At 70.5% G+C, this 15,933-nt stretch carries 13 protein-coding genes; all 13 read right to left on the bottom strand.

Features of this window, described 5'->3' with window-relative positions:
- Positions 1-18: 18 nt before the first annotated feature.
- Complete coding sequence (gene nuoN, locus J3R08_RS01250; protein WP_043327299.1) at positions 19-1,572, bottom strand: NADH-quinone oxidoreductase subunit NuoN; 1,554 nt, start codon at positions 1,570-1,572, stop codon at positions 19-21.
- Positions 1,569-3,101: an NADH-quinone oxidoreductase subunit M gene (locus J3R08_RS01245; RefSeq protein WP_064448434.1), complete on the bottom strand. Its 1,533-nt coding sequence runs from the start codon at positions 3,099-3,101 to the stop codon at positions 1,569-1,571. Before J3R08_RS01245 ends, nuoN begins: the two co-directional genes overlap by 4 nt.
- Positions 3,102-3,165: 64 nt before the next feature.
- A complete protein-coding gene (gene nuoL, locus J3R08_RS01240; protein WP_064448433.1) occupies positions 3,166-5,127 on the bottom strand; it encodes an NADH-quinone oxidoreductase subunit L in 1,962 nt (653 codons plus the stop codon).
- Positions 5,128-5,134: 7 nt separating this feature from the next.
- Positions 5,135-5,434 carry an NADH-quinone oxidoreductase subunit NuoK gene (gene nuoK, locus J3R08_RS01235; protein ID WP_013283611.1) on the bottom strand — a complete coding sequence of 100 codons (300 nt, stop codon included), beginning with the start codon at positions 5,432-5,434 and terminating at the stop codon, positions 5,135-5,137.
- The gene (locus J3R08_RS01230; protein ID WP_043327303.1) at positions 5,431-6,201 is read right to left on the bottom strand and encodes an NADH-quinone oxidoreductase subunit J; all 771 of its coding nucleotides are present in this window, start codon (positions 6,199-6,201) and stop codon (positions 5,431-5,433) included. The genes nuoK and J3R08_RS01230 overlap by 4 nt, the downstream gene beginning before the upstream one ends.
- Entirely contained in the window at positions 6,198-6,845 is a 648-nt protein-coding gene (gene nuoI, locus J3R08_RS01225) for an NADH-quinone oxidoreductase subunit NuoI (protein ID WP_030500778.1), read from the bottom strand. Before nuoI ends, J3R08_RS01230 begins: the two co-directional genes overlap by 4 nt.
- A gap of 1 nt (position 6,846) precedes the next feature.
- Positions 6,847-8,199 (bottom strand): NADH-quinone oxidoreductase subunit NuoH, encoded by a 1,353-nt coding sequence (nuoH, locus tag J3R08_RS01220; RefSeq protein WP_030500777.1) that lies wholly within the window; start codon positions 8,197-8,199, stop codon positions 6,847-6,849.
- 61 nt (positions 8,200-8,260) lie between these two features.
- Positions 8,261-10,771 carry an NADH-quinone oxidoreductase subunit G gene (locus J3R08_RS01215; protein WP_043327307.1) on the bottom strand — a complete coding sequence of 837 codons (2,511 nt, stop codon included), beginning with the start codon at positions 10,769-10,771 and terminating at the stop codon, positions 8,261-8,263.
- A complete protein-coding gene (gene nuoF, locus J3R08_RS01210) occupies positions 10,771-12,087 on the bottom strand; it encodes an NADH-quinone oxidoreductase subunit NuoF (protein WP_043327309.1) in 1,317 nt (438 codons plus the stop codon). Before nuoF ends, J3R08_RS01215 begins: the two co-directional genes overlap by 1 nt.
- Positions 12,084-13,199 carry an NADH-quinone oxidoreductase subunit NuoE gene (gene nuoE / locus J3R08_RS01205; protein ID WP_064448432.1) on the bottom strand — a complete coding sequence of 372 codons (1,116 nt, stop codon included), beginning with the start codon at positions 13,197-13,199 and terminating at the stop codon, positions 12,084-12,086. The genes nuoF and nuoE overlap by 4 nt, the downstream gene beginning before the upstream one ends.
- Positions 13,196-14,521: an NADH-quinone oxidoreductase subunit D gene (locus tag J3R08_RS01200; RefSeq protein WP_043327313.1), complete on the bottom strand. Its 1,326-nt coding sequence runs from the start codon at positions 14,519-14,521 to the stop codon at positions 13,196-13,198. Before J3R08_RS01200 ends, nuoE begins: the two co-directional genes overlap by 4 nt.
- Positions 14,518-15,246 (bottom strand): NADH-quinone oxidoreductase subunit C, encoded by a 729-nt coding sequence (locus J3R08_RS01195; protein WP_043327315.1) that lies wholly within the window; start codon positions 15,244-15,246, stop codon positions 14,518-14,520. The genes J3R08_RS01200 and J3R08_RS01195 overlap by 4 nt, the downstream gene beginning before the upstream one ends.
- Positions 15,243-15,923: an NADH-quinone oxidoreductase subunit B family protein gene (locus J3R08_RS01190; RefSeq protein WP_013283602.1), complete on the bottom strand. Its 681-nt coding sequence runs from the start codon at positions 15,921-15,923 to the stop codon at positions 15,243-15,245. Before J3R08_RS01190 ends, J3R08_RS01195 begins: the two co-directional genes overlap by 4 nt.
- Positions 15,924-15,933 lie beyond the last annotated feature (10 nt).

Genomic DNA, 15,933 nt, shown 5'->3' with positions numbered 1-15,933 from the left:
CCGGTGGGATCACGTCGGTCATCTGACGAATTCGGCAGCACCGGTGGTCAGGTCGAGCAGCGGACCGGGGACCACACCCAGCGCCAGCGTGGCCACCACGCCGATGACCAGCGCCGCCGAGGTGAGCGCGCCCGGCACGGTCACCGTCGGGGTGGACTCGCCCGGCTCGGACAGCCACATCATCACCACGACCCGCAGGTACGGGAAGGCCAGCACCATGCTGGTCAGCACACCGGCGATCACCAGCCACGCCTGGTTCGCCTCCAGGGCCGGGCCGAAGACCGCGAACTTGCTGGTGAAGCCGCTGGTCAGCGGGATGCCGGCGAAGGCCAGCAGGATGAACGTGAAGATCGCCGCGAAGAAGGGCGAGCGGCGGCCCAGCCCGGCCCAGCGGGACAGGTGGGTGGCCTCCCCGTCGGCGTCGCGCACCAGCGTCACCACGGCGAACGCGGCGAGCACCGAGAAGCCGTACGCGGCCAGGTAGAACATCGTGCCGGAGAGCCCTTCGCGGCTCGGCGCCAGCACACCGACCAGCAGGTAGCCGGCGTTCGCGATGGACGAGTACGCCAGCAGCCGCTTGATGTCCGTCTGGGTGACCGCGAGCACCGCGCCGACCAGCATGGTCAGCACCGCGATCGCGCCGAGCACCGGGGTGAAGTCCCAGGACGCCCCGGCGAACGCCACGTGGAAGACGCGCAGCAGCGCGCCGAACGCGGCGACCTTGGTGCAGGCGGCCATGAAGCCGGTGACCGGGGTCGGCGCGCCCTGGTAGACGTCCGGTGTCCAGACGTGGAACGGCGCGGCGGCGGCCTTGAACAGCAGGCCGATGGCGAGCAGCGCCATGCCGGCGAAGAGCAGCACCGGGCTGGACGAGGAGTCGGTGACCGCCGCGTGCACGGTGGCGAAGTCGACGCCGGCCCCACGGCCCGGGATGCCGGAGGTGAAGCCGTAGATCAGGGCGACACCGAACAGGAAGAACGCCGAGGCGTACGCGCCGAGCATGAAGTACTTCAGCGCCGCCTCCTGGCTCAGCAGACGCCGGCGGCGGGCCAGCGCGCAGAGCAGGTAGAGCGGCAGCGAGAAGACCTCGAGCGCGATGAACATGGTCAGCAGGTCGTTCGCCGCCACGAAGATCAGCATGCCGGCGATCGCGAACGACATCAGCGGGTAGACCTCGGTGGCGCCACCGACGCCCTCGGCCTGCCGGCGGTCCTCGGCCGACTCGGCGGTGACCGCGGCGTGCGCCACGAACGCGCCGCCCCGCTCCACCGTGCGCTCGCCGACGAGCAGCAGCGCCATGACGGCCAGGACCAGGATCGCGCCCTGGAGGAACAGCGTGGGCCCGTCGACCGCGATGGCCCCGCCGATGGTGATCAGCCGGGCGTCCGCGTTCAGGATCACCATCACGATCGCCGCGAGCATCGCCACCAGGGCGAGCCCGAGCTGCACCGCGTTGCGCAGCCGACGCGGCACGAACGCCTCGACCAGGATCCCGACCAGGGCCGCGCCCAGCATGATCAGGATCGGAGCGAGCGCCGCGTAGTCGATCGACGGCAGCTTCAGTTCACTCACTTCGCGGCCTCCTGGACGCTGCCGACCTCAGGGGCGGGATCGGACTTGCCGACGTCCTGCATGGTCGCCTGGACGGCGGGGTTGATGACATCGGTGACCGGCTTCGGGTAGAAGCCGAGCAGCACGATCAGCGCGATCAGCGGCGCGACGACGACCTTCTCGCGCAGCGTGAGGTCCCGGCGCATGCCCTCGACCTCGGTCAGCGCCGGGTTCAGCGTGCCCTGCGTGGTGCGCTGCACCATCCACAGCACGTACGCCGCCGCCAGGATGATGCCGAGCGTGGCGATCACCGCGACCGGCTTGTTGACGGTGAACGTGCCGATCAGCACCAGGAACTCGGAGACGAACGGCGCCGTGCCGGGCAGCGCCAGCGAGGCCAGACCGGCGAAGAACAGCACGCCGGCCAGCACCGGCACGAGCTTGCCCGCGCCGCCGAAGTCGCTGATCAGGGCCGAGCCGCGCCGGGCGATCAGCATGCCGACCACCAGGAACAGCAGGCCGGTGGCCAGGCCGTGGTTGAGCATGTAGAGCACCGCGCCGGTGCCGGCCTGGGTGGTGAAGGCGAAGATGCCGATGCCGATGAACCCGAAGTGCGCGATCGAGGTGTACGACACCAGCCGCTTCAGGTCGTTCTGGCCGACCGCCAGCAGCGCGGCGTAGATGATGCCGATGACACCCAGCGCCAGCGCCCACGGCGCGAACCACCGCGACGCCTCCGGGAACAGCGGGAGGCAGTAGCGCAGGATGCCGAACGTTCCGACCTTGTCCAGCACGCCGACCAGCAGCGCGGCGGCACCGGCCGGGGCCGCGCCACCGGCGTCCGGCAGCCAGGTGTGGAACGGGAAGAACGGCGCCTTGATCGCGAAGGCGACGAAGAAGCCGAGGAACAGCCAGCGGGCCGTGTCGGTGGCGAACTCCGCCTGGCTCAGCGCCTGCCAGTCGAAGGTCTTCCCGCCGACCACCCAGAGGCCGATCACCGCGGCCAGCATGAACAGACCGCCGACCAGCGAGTAGAGGAAGAACTTCACCGCCGCGTACTGCCGCTGGTGGCCGCCGTAGCTGCCGATCAGGAAGTACATCGGCACCAGCATGACCTCGAAGAACACGTAGAACAGGAAGACGTCGGCGGCGGCGAAGACGCCGATCATCGTGCACTCGAGGACGAGCAGCAGCGCGAAGTAGGCGGGCACCGAGCGCTTCGACGCCTCGGCGTCGTGCCAGGACGCCAGGATCACCAGCGGCACCAGGATCGCGATCAGCATCAGCATGACCAGCGCGATGCCGTCCACCTCGAAGGTGAAGCTCACGCCCCAGTTCGGGATCCACGGGTACGACTCGCGGAACTGGAACCGGTCACCGCCGGCGGAGAAGGCGAACCACATCACCACCGAGAGCACCAGCACCAGCAGCGACCAGCCGAACGCCACCAGCTTGGCCAGGTCCGGACGGCTGCGTGGCAGCAGCGCCACCACCAGGGCGCCGACCAGCGGCGCCACGGTCAGCACCGAGAGGAACGGGAAGTTGGACATTATTCGGCCTTACCTCCGTCGTGACTGCGTGGCCCGCCGGCGGGGGCGGCCGCGTTGAGGTCGATCACGCCAGCCACCCCGCCTGCACCGCCAGGAACGCCGCGACCACGAGGAGCGCGCCGGTCAGGATCGAGGTCGCGTACGACCGCACGAAGCCGGTCTGCAGCCGCCGGAGCCGGCCCGAGCCCCCGCCCACGGCGGCGGCCAGGCCGTTGACCAGCCCGTCCACGCCCCGGTTGTCGAGGAACACCAGCGCCCGGGTGAGGAAGATGCCCGGCTTCTCGAAGACCGCCTCGTTGAAGGCGTCCGTGTAGAGGTTCCGGCGCGCGGCGGTGACCACCACGCCGGCCGGCTGCGGCTCGGTGGCCGTACCGCCCCGGAACAGGAACCAGGCCAGCCCGGCGCCCAGCACGGTGACCAGCAGCGACAGCGCGGTGAGCAGCCAGTGCGCCAGCACCGGCGCGTGCTCCCCGCTCTCGCCGCCGAGCCCGTTGGTGGCGGTGAGCCAGTCCGGCACGGAGGTGGCGAGCAGGAAGCCCGCGCCGACCGAGCCGATCGCCAGCAGGATCAGCGGGATCGTCATCAGCTTCGGCGACTCGTGCGGGTGCTCGATGTCCTCGGTCCAGCGCTTCGGGCCGTGGAACGTGAGCACGAACAGCCGCGTCATGTAGAACGCGGTGAGCCCGGCGCCGAGCAGCGCGGCCATGCCGAACAGCCAGGCCGTCCAGCCCTCCCGCTCGAACGCGGCCACGATGATCGGCTCCTTGGAGAAGTAGCCGGAGAACGGGAACATGCCGATGATGGCGAGCCAGCCCATCATGAACGTCAGCCAGGTGACCTTCATGTACTTCGACAGCCCGCCGAAGCGGCGGATGTCCACCTGGTCGTTCATGCCGTGCATGACCGAGCCGGCGCCGAGGAACATGTTGGCCTTGAAGAAGCCGTGCGCCAGCAGGTGCACGATGGCCAGCGCGTACGCGCCGCCGCCGAGCCCGACGCCGAGGAACATGTAGCCGATCTGGCTGACCGTCGACCAGGCCAGCACCCGCTTGATGTCGTCCTTGGCCGCGCCGATGATGCAGCCCATCAGCAGCGTGAGCGCGCCGACGCTGACCACCACGAGCTGGAGCGTCTCGTTGGCCGAGAAGATCGCGTTGGAGCGGGCGATCAGGTAGACGCCCGCGGTGACCATGGTGGCCGCGTGGATGAGCGCGGACACCGGGGTCGGGCCCTCCATCGCGTCCGGCAACCACGCCTGAAGCGGGAACTGGCCGGACTTGCCGGCCGCGCCGAGCAGCAGGAGCAGGCCGAGCACCAGCACGGTGGTCGAGGTCATCGAGCCGACCCCGTTGAACACCTCGTCGTACTGGGTGGTGCCGAGCATGGCGAACATGATGAAGATGCCGATGGCCAGGCCGGCGTCGCCCACCCGGTTCATCAGGAACGCCTTCTTGCCGGCGGTGGCCGCGCTCGGCCGGCCGTACCAGAAGGAGATCAGCAGGTACGACGCCAGACCGACGCCCTCCCAGCCGAAGTAGAGCATCACGTAGTTGTTGCCGAGCACCAGCAGCAACATCGCGGCGACGAACAGGTTGAAGTACGCGAAGAACAGTCGCCGGCCCGCGTCGTGCGCCATGTACTCCACGGCGTAGAGGTGGATCAGGAAACCCACCCCGGTGATCAGCAGGACGAAGACCGCGGCCAGCGGGTCGAAGAGCAGACCGAAGTCCACCCTCAGGTTGCCGACCGCCATGAAGTCCCAGAGGCTCAGCTCGACCTGCTTGTTCTCCAGGCCGCGAAGCTGGAAGAAGTAGGTGAGACCGAGCAGGAAGGCGGCGCCGATGGCGCCCACGCCGAGCCAGTGGCCCCAGCGGTCGGCCCGCTTGCCGAGCAGCAGCAGGATCGCCGCGCTGACCAGCGGGATCGCCACCAGCAGCCAGACCGAGCCCAGCATCCCGTCCGCCGTGGCGAAGGTGACGGCCTCGGCTGGCTCAGACTGGGCGATCGTCAGAATCTGTTCCACCACGAGCCCCTCAGTACTTCAGCAGGTTGGCGTCGTCGACGCTCGCCGAGCGCCGGGTACGGAAGATCGCCATGATGATCGCGAGACCGACCACGACCTCGGCCGCCGCGACCACCATCACGAAGAACGCCATGATCTGGCCGTTCAGGTCGCCGTTGATCCGGCTGAACGTGACCAGGGTCAGGTTGGCCGCGTTGAGCATCAGCTCGATGCACATGAACAGCACGATCGCGTTGCGCCGGACCAGCACGCCGACGGCGCCGATGGTGAACAGCACCGCCGCGAGGATCAGGTAGTAGTCCGGGGTCATTTGTCCGTCCCCTTCGGTGCGGTCTCCTCGGCCGTCAGCTCGCGCACCGGCAGGATCTCCGGGATGCTGCGGTCGGTCAGCCGGCCGTCGGGCAGGCGGGCCGGGGTGGCCACCGAGGAGGAGGTGGCGTAGACACCCGGGCCGGGCTTCGGGCCGGGGTAGTTGCCGGGGCGGAACCGCGCCTTCATGGTGGCGATCTGGTCCATCCGGTCCGCCTTGCGCCGCTCGACGTGCGCCAGCACCATCGCGCCCACCGCGGCGGTGATCAGCAGCGCCGAGGTCAGCTCGAAGGCGAAGACGTACTTGGTGAACAGCAGCCGGGCGATGCCCTGCACGTTGCCCTCGGCGTTCGCCTCGTCGAGCCCGGCCGCCGGCACGCCGTCGAGCGCGCGGTACAGGCCGCTGCCCACCAGGCCGGCGAAGCCGAGCCCGAGGACGACGGCGGCGACCCGCTGGCCGCGCAGCGTCTCGATGAGCGAGTCGGAGGCGTCCCGGCCGACGAGCATCAGCACGAACAGGAACAGCATCATGATCGCGCCGGTGTAGACGATGATCTGCACCATGCCGATGAACGGCCCCGCCTGGAGCACGTAGAACACGCCCAGGCAGAGCATGGTCAGCACGAGCCAGAGCGCGGAGTGCACCGCGTTGCGGGCCCACACCATGCCGACCGCCCCGAGCAGGGCCAGCGGGGCGAGGATCCAGAAGGTGACCTCCTCACCCCCGGACACCTGGCCCGCAGCGGCGAGCACCGTTGCCGAGGTCATGCCTTGCCTCCCTTGCCCGCCGCGGCGGCGGACCGCTGCTCGGCCTGCTCGGCGCCGGGGAAGGTCACGCCGGGGTGCTCCTCCACCTGGTACCGGCCGGGGCCCATCGGCGAGCGCTCGGCACCGGCCGAGGTGCCCGGGTTGGTCAGCGCGCCGACGTAGTAGTCCTTCTCGCTGTCGCCCAGCCGCATCGGGTGCGGCGGCTGCTCCATGCCTTCGAGCAGCGGCGCGAGCAGCTGCTCCTTGGTGAAGATCAGGTCCTGCCGGTTGTCCCGGGCCAGCTCGTACTCGTTGCTCATGGTGAGCGAACGGGTCGGGCAGGCCTCGATGCAGAGCCCGCAGAAGATGCACCGGGCGTAGTTGATCTGGTAGATGCTGGCGTACCGCTCACCCGGGGAGAAGCGCTGCTCCTCGGTGTTGTCGCCACCCTCCACGTAGATCGCGTCGGCCGGGCAGGCCCAGGCGCACAGCTCGCAGCCGATGCACTTCTCCAGCCCGTCCGGGTGCCGGTTGAGGATGTGCCGCCCGTGGTAGCGCGGCGCCGAGACCGGCGGCTTGAACGGGTAGTCGGTGGTGACGACCTTCTTGAACATGTGCGAGAAGGTGACACCGAAGCCCTTGAACGTTCCGGTGATCGCGCCCACGTCACACCTCCCTGGAGTCCGGGCCGGCGACGACGTTGGCCGGCTCCCGCTCGGCGAGCACGCGCTTGGTACGCGGGCTCGGCGGAACCTGAAGATCCATCGGCGGCAGCGGGAAGCTGCCGTACGGCCGGCTGTCCGCCTGCTCCTGGGGCGACGGCTTCAGCTCCTTCTTCCGGCTCGGCCAGAAGAGCGTGACCAGCAGCAGCACGCCCGCGCCGACGGCGGTGACGAGCAGCCGGTCCCGGGCCTGCCAGTCCTCGATCGAGCGCAGCCCGGCGAGCACCATGATCCAGACCAGGTTCAGCGGCAGCAGCACCTTCCAGCCGAAGCGCATGAACTGGTCGTAGCGGAGCCGGGGCAGCGTGCCGCGCAGCCAGACGAAGACGAACACCAGCAGGATGACCTTGCCGAAGAACCACAGCATCGGCCACCAGCCCTCGTTGGCGCCCGACCAGATCGTGATCGGCCACGGCGCGTGCCAGCCGCCGAGGAACAGCGTCACGGTGAACGCCGACATGGTCACCATCGCGACGTACTCGCTGAGCATGAACAGCGCGAACTTCAGCGAGCTGTACTCGGTCTGGAAGCCGGCCACCAGCTCCGACTCCGCCTCGGGCAGGTCGAACGGCGCCCGGTTGGTCTCACCGACGATGGCGATGAAGAACATGATGAAGCTGGGCAGCAGCAGGATCGCGTACCAGCCGGGCGCGGCGAGGTCGAAGCCGCCGATGCTCAGCCGGGTGCCGTCGCCCTGCGCGGCGACGATCCCGCTGGTCGACATGGTGCCGGCGGTCATGAAGACCGCGACCACGCTCAGGCCCATGGTGACCTCGTAGGACACCAACTGGGCGGCGGAGCGCAGACCACCGAGCAGCGGGTAGGTGGAGCCGCTGGCCCAGCCGCCGAGCACGATGCCGTACACGGCCAGCGAGGAGAAGGCCAGCACCACCAGCACCGCCACCGACACGTCGGTGACCTGCAGCGGCGTGCGGTGCCCGAAGATGCTCACCATCGGCCCGAACGGGATCACCGACAGCGCGGTGACCGCGCAGACCACGGAGATCACCGGGGCGAAGAAGTAGACCACCTTGTCGGCCTTGCGCGGGAGGATGTCCTCCTTGAAGGCCAGCTTCACGCCGTCGGCGAGCGTCTGGAGCAGACCGAACGGTCCGGCCTGGTTGGGGCCGGGCCGCACCGCCATCCGGCCCACGACCCGGCGCTCGAACCAGACGCCCAGCAGCGTGGCCGCCACGGCGACGACGAACGCGAAGAGGATCTTGCCGAGGACCAGCCACCACGGGTCCTTGCCGAAGTCGGCAAGCGTCGGGTCCTGCGCCGCGAGGTAGAGATTCACTGCACCGACCTTTCGTTCGCGACCGCGAGGCGTACTCGCTCCGCTCGTTGCCTGCGCGCGCTCACTGTGCACTCCCGGTGTTCAGCAGCGGGCCCGGCCGGTCCGCGGCGTCCGCCGCGACCCGCCCCGCCGGGACGGCCGAACCGCCGGCGGCGCCGACGGAGACCTTCACCAGCGAACCGGACGTCGCGCCGAGGCTGCGCCGCACGGTGGAGCCGGGCGAGTTGGTCGGCAGCCAGACGACGCCGTCCGGCATCTCGGTGATCGCCGCCGGCAGCGTGACCGCGCCACGGTCGGTGCCGACGGTGACCGCGTCGCCGTCGGCCACGCCGAGGGACTCGGCGGTGCCCTTGCCCAGCCGGACCACCGGCGGGCGGGCGGTGCCGGCGAGGTGCTCGTCGCCGTCGGTGAGGCTGCCCAGGTCGATGAGCTGGTGCCAGGTGGACAGCACGGCCTCGCCCGCGCCCGGCTGCCGGACGGCGGCCGGCTCGACCGAGGGCGCCGACGGCCGCTCGACCCGGGTACGCGGCAGCGTGCCAAGCTCGCGGCGGATGCTCGGCACGTCGCCGGTGCCCAGCCGCACGTCGAGCTGCGCGGCGATCGCGTCCAGGATCCGGGCGTCGGTCATCGCGCCGGTGTCCAGCACCTTCTCGAACGTGCGCAGCCGGCCCTCCCAGTCCAGGAAGCTGCCGGCCTTCTCGACCACCGGCGCGACCGGCAGGACCACGTCGGCCCGGCGCGACACAGCGCTCATCCGCAGTTCCAGGCTGACCAGGAACGGCACCGCGTCCAGGGCCTTCTCGGCCAGGCGCGGGTCGGCCAGGTCGGCCGGGTCGACACCGGCCACCACCAGGGCACCGAGCTGACCGTTCGCGGCGGCGGTGAGGATGCCGTCGGTGTCGCGGCCGGCCTGGCTCGGGATCACCCCGGCCGGGATGTCCCACGCCTCGCCGAGCTCCGCGCGGGCGGCCGGCTCGGTGACCACACGGCCGCCGGGGAGCAGGTTGGGCAGGCAGCCCGCGTCGACAGCGCCGCGGTCACCCGCGCGCCGCGGCACCCAGACCAGCCGGGCACCGGTACGCCGGGCGACGTCCGCCGCCGCCGACAGCCCGCCCGGCACCTCGGCCAGCCGCTCGCCGACGATCAGGATCGCGCCGGGCTTACCCAGCGCCTCCGCCACGGTGGCGTGCTCGGCCAGCACGCCGGCCTCCTCGCCCGGCACCACCCGGGCGAGCTTCGCCCCGAGCTTCTCCAGGCCGCGCGTCGCGAACGGCGCGATCGCGTACACCGTGAGCTTCTTCTTCAGGTACGCCTTGCGCAGCCGCAGGAAGAGGATCGGGCACTCCTCCTCCGGCTCCAGGCCGACCAGCACCACGGCGGGCGCGTTCTCCACGTCCGTGTAGGTCACGTCGGTGACCCCGGCGACGCTGCTGGCCAGGAAGTCGGCCTCCTCGCGGGAGACCGGGCGGGCCCGGAAGTCGATGTCGTTCGTGTGCAGTGCGATCCGGGCGAACTTCGCGTACGCGTAGGCGTCCTCGACGGTGAGCCGGCCGCCGGTCAGCACCGCCGTGCCGGTCGCGCCGTCACGGGCCTCGCGCAGCCCCTCGGCGGCCCGGGTCAGCGCCTCGCTCCAGGACGCCTCGCGCAGCTCACCGGTCTTCTCGTCGCGCACCATCGGGGTGCTGATCCGGTCGAACGCGCGGGTGTACTGGAAGCCCCAGCGGCCCTTGTCGCAGTTCCACTCCTCGTTCACCGCCGGGTCGTCGCCGGCCAGCCGGCGCAGCACCTTGCCGCGCCGCCAGTCGGTGCGCTGGGCGCAACCGGCCGAGCAGTGCTCGCAGACGCTCGGCGTGGAGACCAGGTCGAACGGGCGGGCCCGGAACCGGTACTGCGCGCCGGTCAGCGCGCCCACCGGGCAGATCTGCACGGTGTTGCCGGAGAAGTACGAGTTGAACGGGACGTCCCCCTCGTCGCCCTCCTCGCCGTACTCCTCGTCCCGGTAGATGTTGATCTCCTCGTGCGAGGAGCGGCCCATCAGGTCGATGAACTTGTCCCCGGCGATCTCCTCGGAGAACCGGGTGCACCGCTGGCAGAGCACGCAGCGCTCGCGGTCGAGCAGCACCTGGGTGCTGATCGGCAGCGGCTTCGGGTACTCCCGCTTGTGCTCGTGGAACCGCGAGTCCGTCCGGCCGGTGGACATCGCCTGGTTCTGCAGCGGGCACTCGCCGCCCTTGTCACACATCGGGCAGTCCAGGGGGTGGTTGAGGAGCAGCAGCTCCATCACCCCCTCCTGGGCCTTCTTGGCGACCGGGGAGGTGAGCTGGGTCCGCACCACCATGCCGTCTGCGACGGTCTGGGTGCAGGAGGCGACCGGCTTGCGCTGGCCCTCCACCTCCACCAGGCACTGCCGGCAGGCGCCGGCCGGGGCCAGCAGCGGGTGGTCGCAGAAGCGGGGGATCTCGGTGCCCAGCTGCTCGGCGACCCGGATCAGCAGCGCCCCCTTGGGGGCGGTGACCTCGACGCCGTCGATGGTCAGCGTGACGGTCTCGGTCTGCTTGGCTACGTCGGTCATCAGTGCGCCCCTACCAGGGTCTTCTCCGACAGCTTCGGAGCGGTACGTCCCTCGATGTAGTCGAGGTAGTCCTGCTTGAAGTACTTCAGCGACGAGGTGACCGAGCTGGTCGCGCCGTCACCCAGACCGCAGAACGAGCGGCCGAGGATGTTGTCGCAGGTGTCGAGCAGGGTGTCCAGGTCCTCGTGGGTGCCCTGGCCGGACAGGATGCGCCGGTAGACCCGGACCATCCAGTAGTTGCCCTCCCGGCACGGGGTGCACTTGCCGCACGACTCGTGGTGGTAGAACTCCAGCCACCGGTAGGTCGCGTACACCGGGCAGTCCTGGTCGGAGAAGATCTGCGTGGCGGTGGTGCCCAGGATCGAGCCGGCCCCCGCCACCCCCTCGAAGTCCAGCGGCACGTCCAGGTGCTCGGCGGTCAGCAGCGGCGTCGACGAGCCACCCGGGGTCCAGAACTTCAGGTTGTGCCCCGGCTTCATCCCGCCGGCCAGCTCGATCAGCTCGCGCAGCGTGATGCCCATCGAGCACTCGTACTGGCCCGGGTTCGCGATCCGGCCGGACAGCGAGTAGATCATCGGGCCGGACGACTTCTCCGTGCCCATCGTCTTCCACCAGTCCGCGCCACCGAGCACGATGTACGGCACGCTGGCGATGGTGCCGACGTTGTTGACCACGGTCGGGCTGGCGTACAGGCCGTGGGTCGCCGGGAACGGCGGGCGCAGCCGGGGCTGGCCGCGGAAGCCCTCCAGCGAGTCCAGCAGCGCGGTCTCCTCACCGCAGATGTACGCCCCGGCGCCGGAGTGCACCACCAGGTCCAGGTCGAACCCGGAGCCGAGGATGTTCCGGCCGAGGTAGCCCTTGGCGTACGCCTCGGCGACCGCGCTGCGCAGCCGCCGCGCGGCGTGCACGGCCTCACCCCGGATGTAGATGTACGCCCGGTTGGCCCGGATCGCGTACGAGGCGATGATGACGCCCTCGACCAGCGAGTGCGGGTCGTAGGTCATCAGCGGCAGGTCCTTGCAGGTGCCCGGCTCGCCCTCGTCGGCGTTCACCACCAGGTAGTGCGGCTTGCCGTCGCCCTGCGGGATGAAGCCCCACTTCAGGCCGGTCGGGAAGCCCGCGCCGCCACGGCCGCGCAGCCCGGAGTCCTTGACCAGCTGGATCAGGTCGTCCGGGTGCGCCTTGAGCGCCTTGCGCAGGGCGGCGTAGCCGTCCAGGTTCTCGTAGGTGCCGATCCGCCAGGCGTCCGGCGACAGCCAGCGCTTGGTGAGCACCGGCGTGAGCTTGGCCAGCGTCTCCGGCCGAGGCGTGGTCACTTGCGGACCCCCGATCCGTTGGCGTCCGCCGGGTCGGCGCCGTCCGCGCCCGTACCGGCCTCCGCTTCCTTGAGGTTGCGCTCCTGCGCGCCGGCCGCGTCGCCGGCGGGCTTGCCGTCGCCGGCCGGCGGGTTCGCCGCCGTGCCGGCCGCCTCCGCCGCCTGCGCGTCGCGCGGCACCGGCGGCGGGCCGTCCACCGGGATCTTGGTGCCCGGCGCGTCCGGTACGGCGGTGGCCGCGTCCGGCTGCCGGGTCTCGGCGGTACGCACCTGCGGCGACTTGGCGTCCGGCGCCTTCACGTCCGGCGCGGTGCTGCCGGTGGCCGCCTCCGGCAAGGCCTGCTCGGCGGCCTTGGCCGGCTCGGGCGCGGGGGCCGGCTTCGCGGCCTCGGCCTTCGCCTTCGCCTCGGCGGCGGCCCGGTCGGCCTCGGCCTTGCTGCGGATCGGGGTCTTCGGGTCGAAGCCCGGCACCGAGACGCCGTGCTGCTCGGCCAGGCGCAGGCCGCGCAGGCTGGGCTCGCCCGGCCCGCCGTCGGCCACCGCGCCGTCGCGCTCGTCGGCGAAACCGGCGAGCTGGACCGCCATCTCCTTGAGCGTGCACAGGCGCGCGCCCCGGGTCGGCATCGGCCGGCCGCCGGCCCGCAGCTCCTCGACCACGTCGAGCGCGCCCTGCGGCTCCACGTTGTCGAAGAAGTCGTAGTTCACGGTCATGACCGGGCCGTAGTCGCACGCCGCCAGGCACTCGGCGTGCTCCAGGGTGATCTTCCCGTCGGCGGTGGTCTCCTCGTGCCCGACGCCGAGGTGCTCGGCCAGGGCGTCGTAGACCTTCTGCCCGCCGAGCACGTCGCACATGGTGTTGGTGCAGACGCTGACCAGGTATTCACCGGTGGGCTTGCGCTTGTACATGGTGTAGAAGGTGGCGACGGCGCCGACCTGGGCCTTGTTCAGCCCGAGCACCTCGGCGCAGAACTCGACACCGGCCGGGGAGACGTACCCCTCCTCGGACTGGACCAGGTGCAGCAGCGGCAGCAGCGCCGAGCGGGACCGGTCGGCCGGGTACCGGGCGATGATCTCCCGCGCCCGGAGCCGGGTCTCTTCAGTGAACGTGCTCATCGGTCACAACCACCCATCACGGGGTCCAGCGAGGCGCCGCCGGCGATCACGTCGGCGATCAGGCCGCCCTCGGCCATCGCCGGGAGGGCCTGGAGGTTGACGAAGCTCGGCTCCCGGTAGTGCACCCGGTAGGGCCGGGTGCCGCCGTCGGACACCGCGTGCACGCCGAGTTCGCCACGGGGCGACTCGACGGCGACGTACACCTGGCCCGGCGGGACCCGGAAGCCCTCGGTGACGAGCTTGAAGTGGTGGATCAGCGACTCCATCGACTGACCCATGATCTTCGCGACGTGCTCCAGGGAGTTGCCCATGCCGTCGACGCCGATGGCGAGCTGCGCCGGCCAGGCGATCTTCTTGTCGGAGACCATCACCGGGCCCGGCTTCAAGCGGTCCAGCGCCTGCTCGACGAGCTTCAGCGACTCCCGGATCTCCGCGACCCGGACCAGGTAGCGGCCCCACACGTCACCGTCGGTGTGGGTCGGCACGTCGAACTCGTACGTCTCGTAGCCGCAGTACGGCATGGTCTTGCGCAGGTCCCAGGCGAGGCCGGCGGAGCGCAGCACCGGGCCGGTGACGCCGAGCGCCATGCAGCCGGTCACGTCGAGGACCGCCACGTTCTGCGTCCGCTCCAGCCAGATCGGCTGACCGGAGAGCAGGTTCTCGTATTCCTTGAGCCGCTTCGGCATCAGCTGGAGGAAGTCGCGGATCTTGCGGATCGCGTCGTCCGGCACGTCCTGCGCCACGCCGCCCGGCCGCACGTACGCGTGGTTCATCCGCAGGCCGGTGATGGTCTCGAAGATGTCGAGGACGTACTCCCGCTCGCGGAAGCCGTACAGCATCATGTTGATCGCGCCCAGCTCCATGGCGGTGGTCGCCAGCCAGACCAGGTGCGACGAGATCCGGTTGAGCTCCATCATCAGCACGCGGATGGTGTTCGCGCGCTCGGTGATGTCGTCGGTGATCCCGAGCAGCTTCTCCACCGCGAGCGCGTACGCCGTCTCGTTGAACAGCGGGGAGAGGTAGTCCATCCGGGTCACGAACGTCGAGCCCTGGACCCAGTTGCGGTACTCCAGGTTCTTCTCGATGCCGGTGTGCAGGTAGCCGACGACCGAGCGGGCCTCGCGGACCGTCTCGCCCTCCAGCTCCAGGACCAGCCGGAGCACGCCGTGGGTGGACGGGTGCTGCGGGCCCATGTTGACGACGATCCGCTCGTCGTTGATCGGGTCCGTGCCGGAGACGACCTCGTCCCAGTCCCCGCCGGTGACGGTGAAGACCTTGCCCTCGGTGGTCTCGCGCTCGGTCGCGTAGTTAGACGTGGTCACTGGTACGACCTCCTACGGTCCGGCGGCGGGATTTCCGCACCCTTGTACTCGACCGGTACGCCGCCGAGCGGGTAGTCCTTGCGCTGCGGGTGACCCTCCCAGTCGTCCGGCATGAGGATCCGGGTCAGGGCGGGGTGGCCGTCGAAGACGACGCCGAACATGTCGTACGTCTCCCGCTCCTGCCAGTCGGCGGTCGGGTAGACGGCGGTGACGCTCGGTACGTGCGGCTGCTCGGCGGAGACCGCCACCTCCAGCCGGACGATGCGGCGGTAGGTCATCGAGGTCAGCTGGTAGACCACGTGCAGGCGCCGTTCCGCGCCCAGGTAGTCCACGCCGGACAGCGACGAGAGCAGCTCGAAGCGCAGCGACAGGTCGTCGCGCATCACCTGGCAGACCTCGGCGATGCGCTCCGGGCGTACGTGCAGCGTCAGTTCGCCCCGGTCGACCACGACCTTCTCGATCGCGTCGTTGAAGTCCGGGTACGCCTCCTCCAGCGCGTCCCGCACCTCGTCGAAGTAGCTCCCGTACGGGCGGGTCGCCTCCTCGATCGGCTTGCGCTGGCGGACCAGCCCGCCGTAGCCGGAGACGTCACCGGTGCCCTGGTTGCCGAACATCCCCCGGCCGGCCGGGCTGGCCGGCGGGTACTCGGCCGGAGCGGTGGAGCTGGCGCCGACCGGGGTGGTCGGCACCGGCACCCCGCCGTCGTTGGTCTTGTCGTTGCTCATTTCGGGCCCCTATGCGACGCCTGAAGGTGGTTCTGCGCCTTCATCCAGTTCTCGATCCGCAGCTGCTCCTCGCGCCCCTCGCGGACGGCCTTCGTCCACTCGGCACGGCGGGCCTTGTCGCTGCGGTACGACGAGGGCATCGAGCCGTACGGCACGACCGGCACGTCACCGCGCGCCTGGCGGGCCTCCAGCATCTTGCGGCCGTTCGGGCCCAGCGGCTCGTGCATGATCTTCTCGCGCAGCTTGAGCACGGCGTCGATGAGCATCTCCGGCCGGGGCGGGCAGCCGGGCAGGTACATGTCGACCGGGACGACGTGGTCGACGCCCTGCACGATGGCGTAGTTGTTGAACATGCCGCCGCTGCTGGCGCAGACGCCCATCGAGATGACCCAGCGGGGCTCGGCCATCTGGTCGTAGATCTGGCGCAGCACCGGGGCCATCTTCTGGCTCACCCGGCCGGCCACGATCATCAGGTCCGCCTGGCGGGGCGAGGCCCGGAAGACCTCCATGCCCCAGCGGCCCATGTCGTAGTGCGGGCCGCCCGCCGCCATCATCTCGATGGCGCAGCAGGCCAGACCGAACGTCGCGCCCCAGACCGAGGTCTTCCGCGTCCAGTTGACCAGCTTCTCGACGCTGGTGAGCAGGACGCCGGAGGGGAGTTTCTCCTCGATGCCCATCTGCTACCTC

The sequence above is a fragment of the Micromonospora sp. HB375 genome, assembly GCF_017872985.1.
GTDB lineage: Bacteria > Actinomycetota > Actinomycetes > Mycobacteriales > Micromonosporaceae > Micromonospora > Micromonospora chalcea.
The sequence above is the reverse complement of the archived record's forward strand: the minus strand, read 5'-3'. Positions and strand labels throughout refer to the sequence as shown.

Coding starts and splice junctions, on each gene's coding strand:
- J3R08_RS01245 (WP_064448434.1), bottom strand. CDS start 3,101: ATGTCCAACTTCCCGTTCCTCTCGGTGCTGACCGTGGCGCCGCTGGTC.
- nuoK (WP_013283611.1), bottom strand. CDS start 5,434: ATGACCCCGGACTACTACCTGATCCTCGCGGCGGTGCTGTTCACCATC.
- J3R08_RS01230 (WP_043327303.1), bottom strand. CDS start 6,201: ATGACCTCGGCAACGGTGCTCGCCGCTGCGGGCCAGGTGTCCGGGGGT.
- J3R08_RS01215 (WP_043327307.1), bottom strand. CDS start 10,771: ATGACCGACGTAGCCAAGCAGACCGAGACCGTCACGCTGACCATCGAC.
- nuoE (WP_064448432.1), bottom strand. CDS start 13,199: ATGAGCACGTTCACTGAAGAGACCCGGCTCCGGGCGCGGGAGATCATC.
- J3R08_RS01195 (WP_043327315.1), bottom strand. CDS start 15,246: ATGAGCAACGACAAGACCAACGACGGCGGGGTGCCGGTGCCGACCACC.
- J3R08_RS01190 (WP_013283602.1), bottom strand. CDS start 15,923: ATGGGCATCGAGGAGAAACTCCCCTCCGGCGTCCTGCTCACCAGCGTC.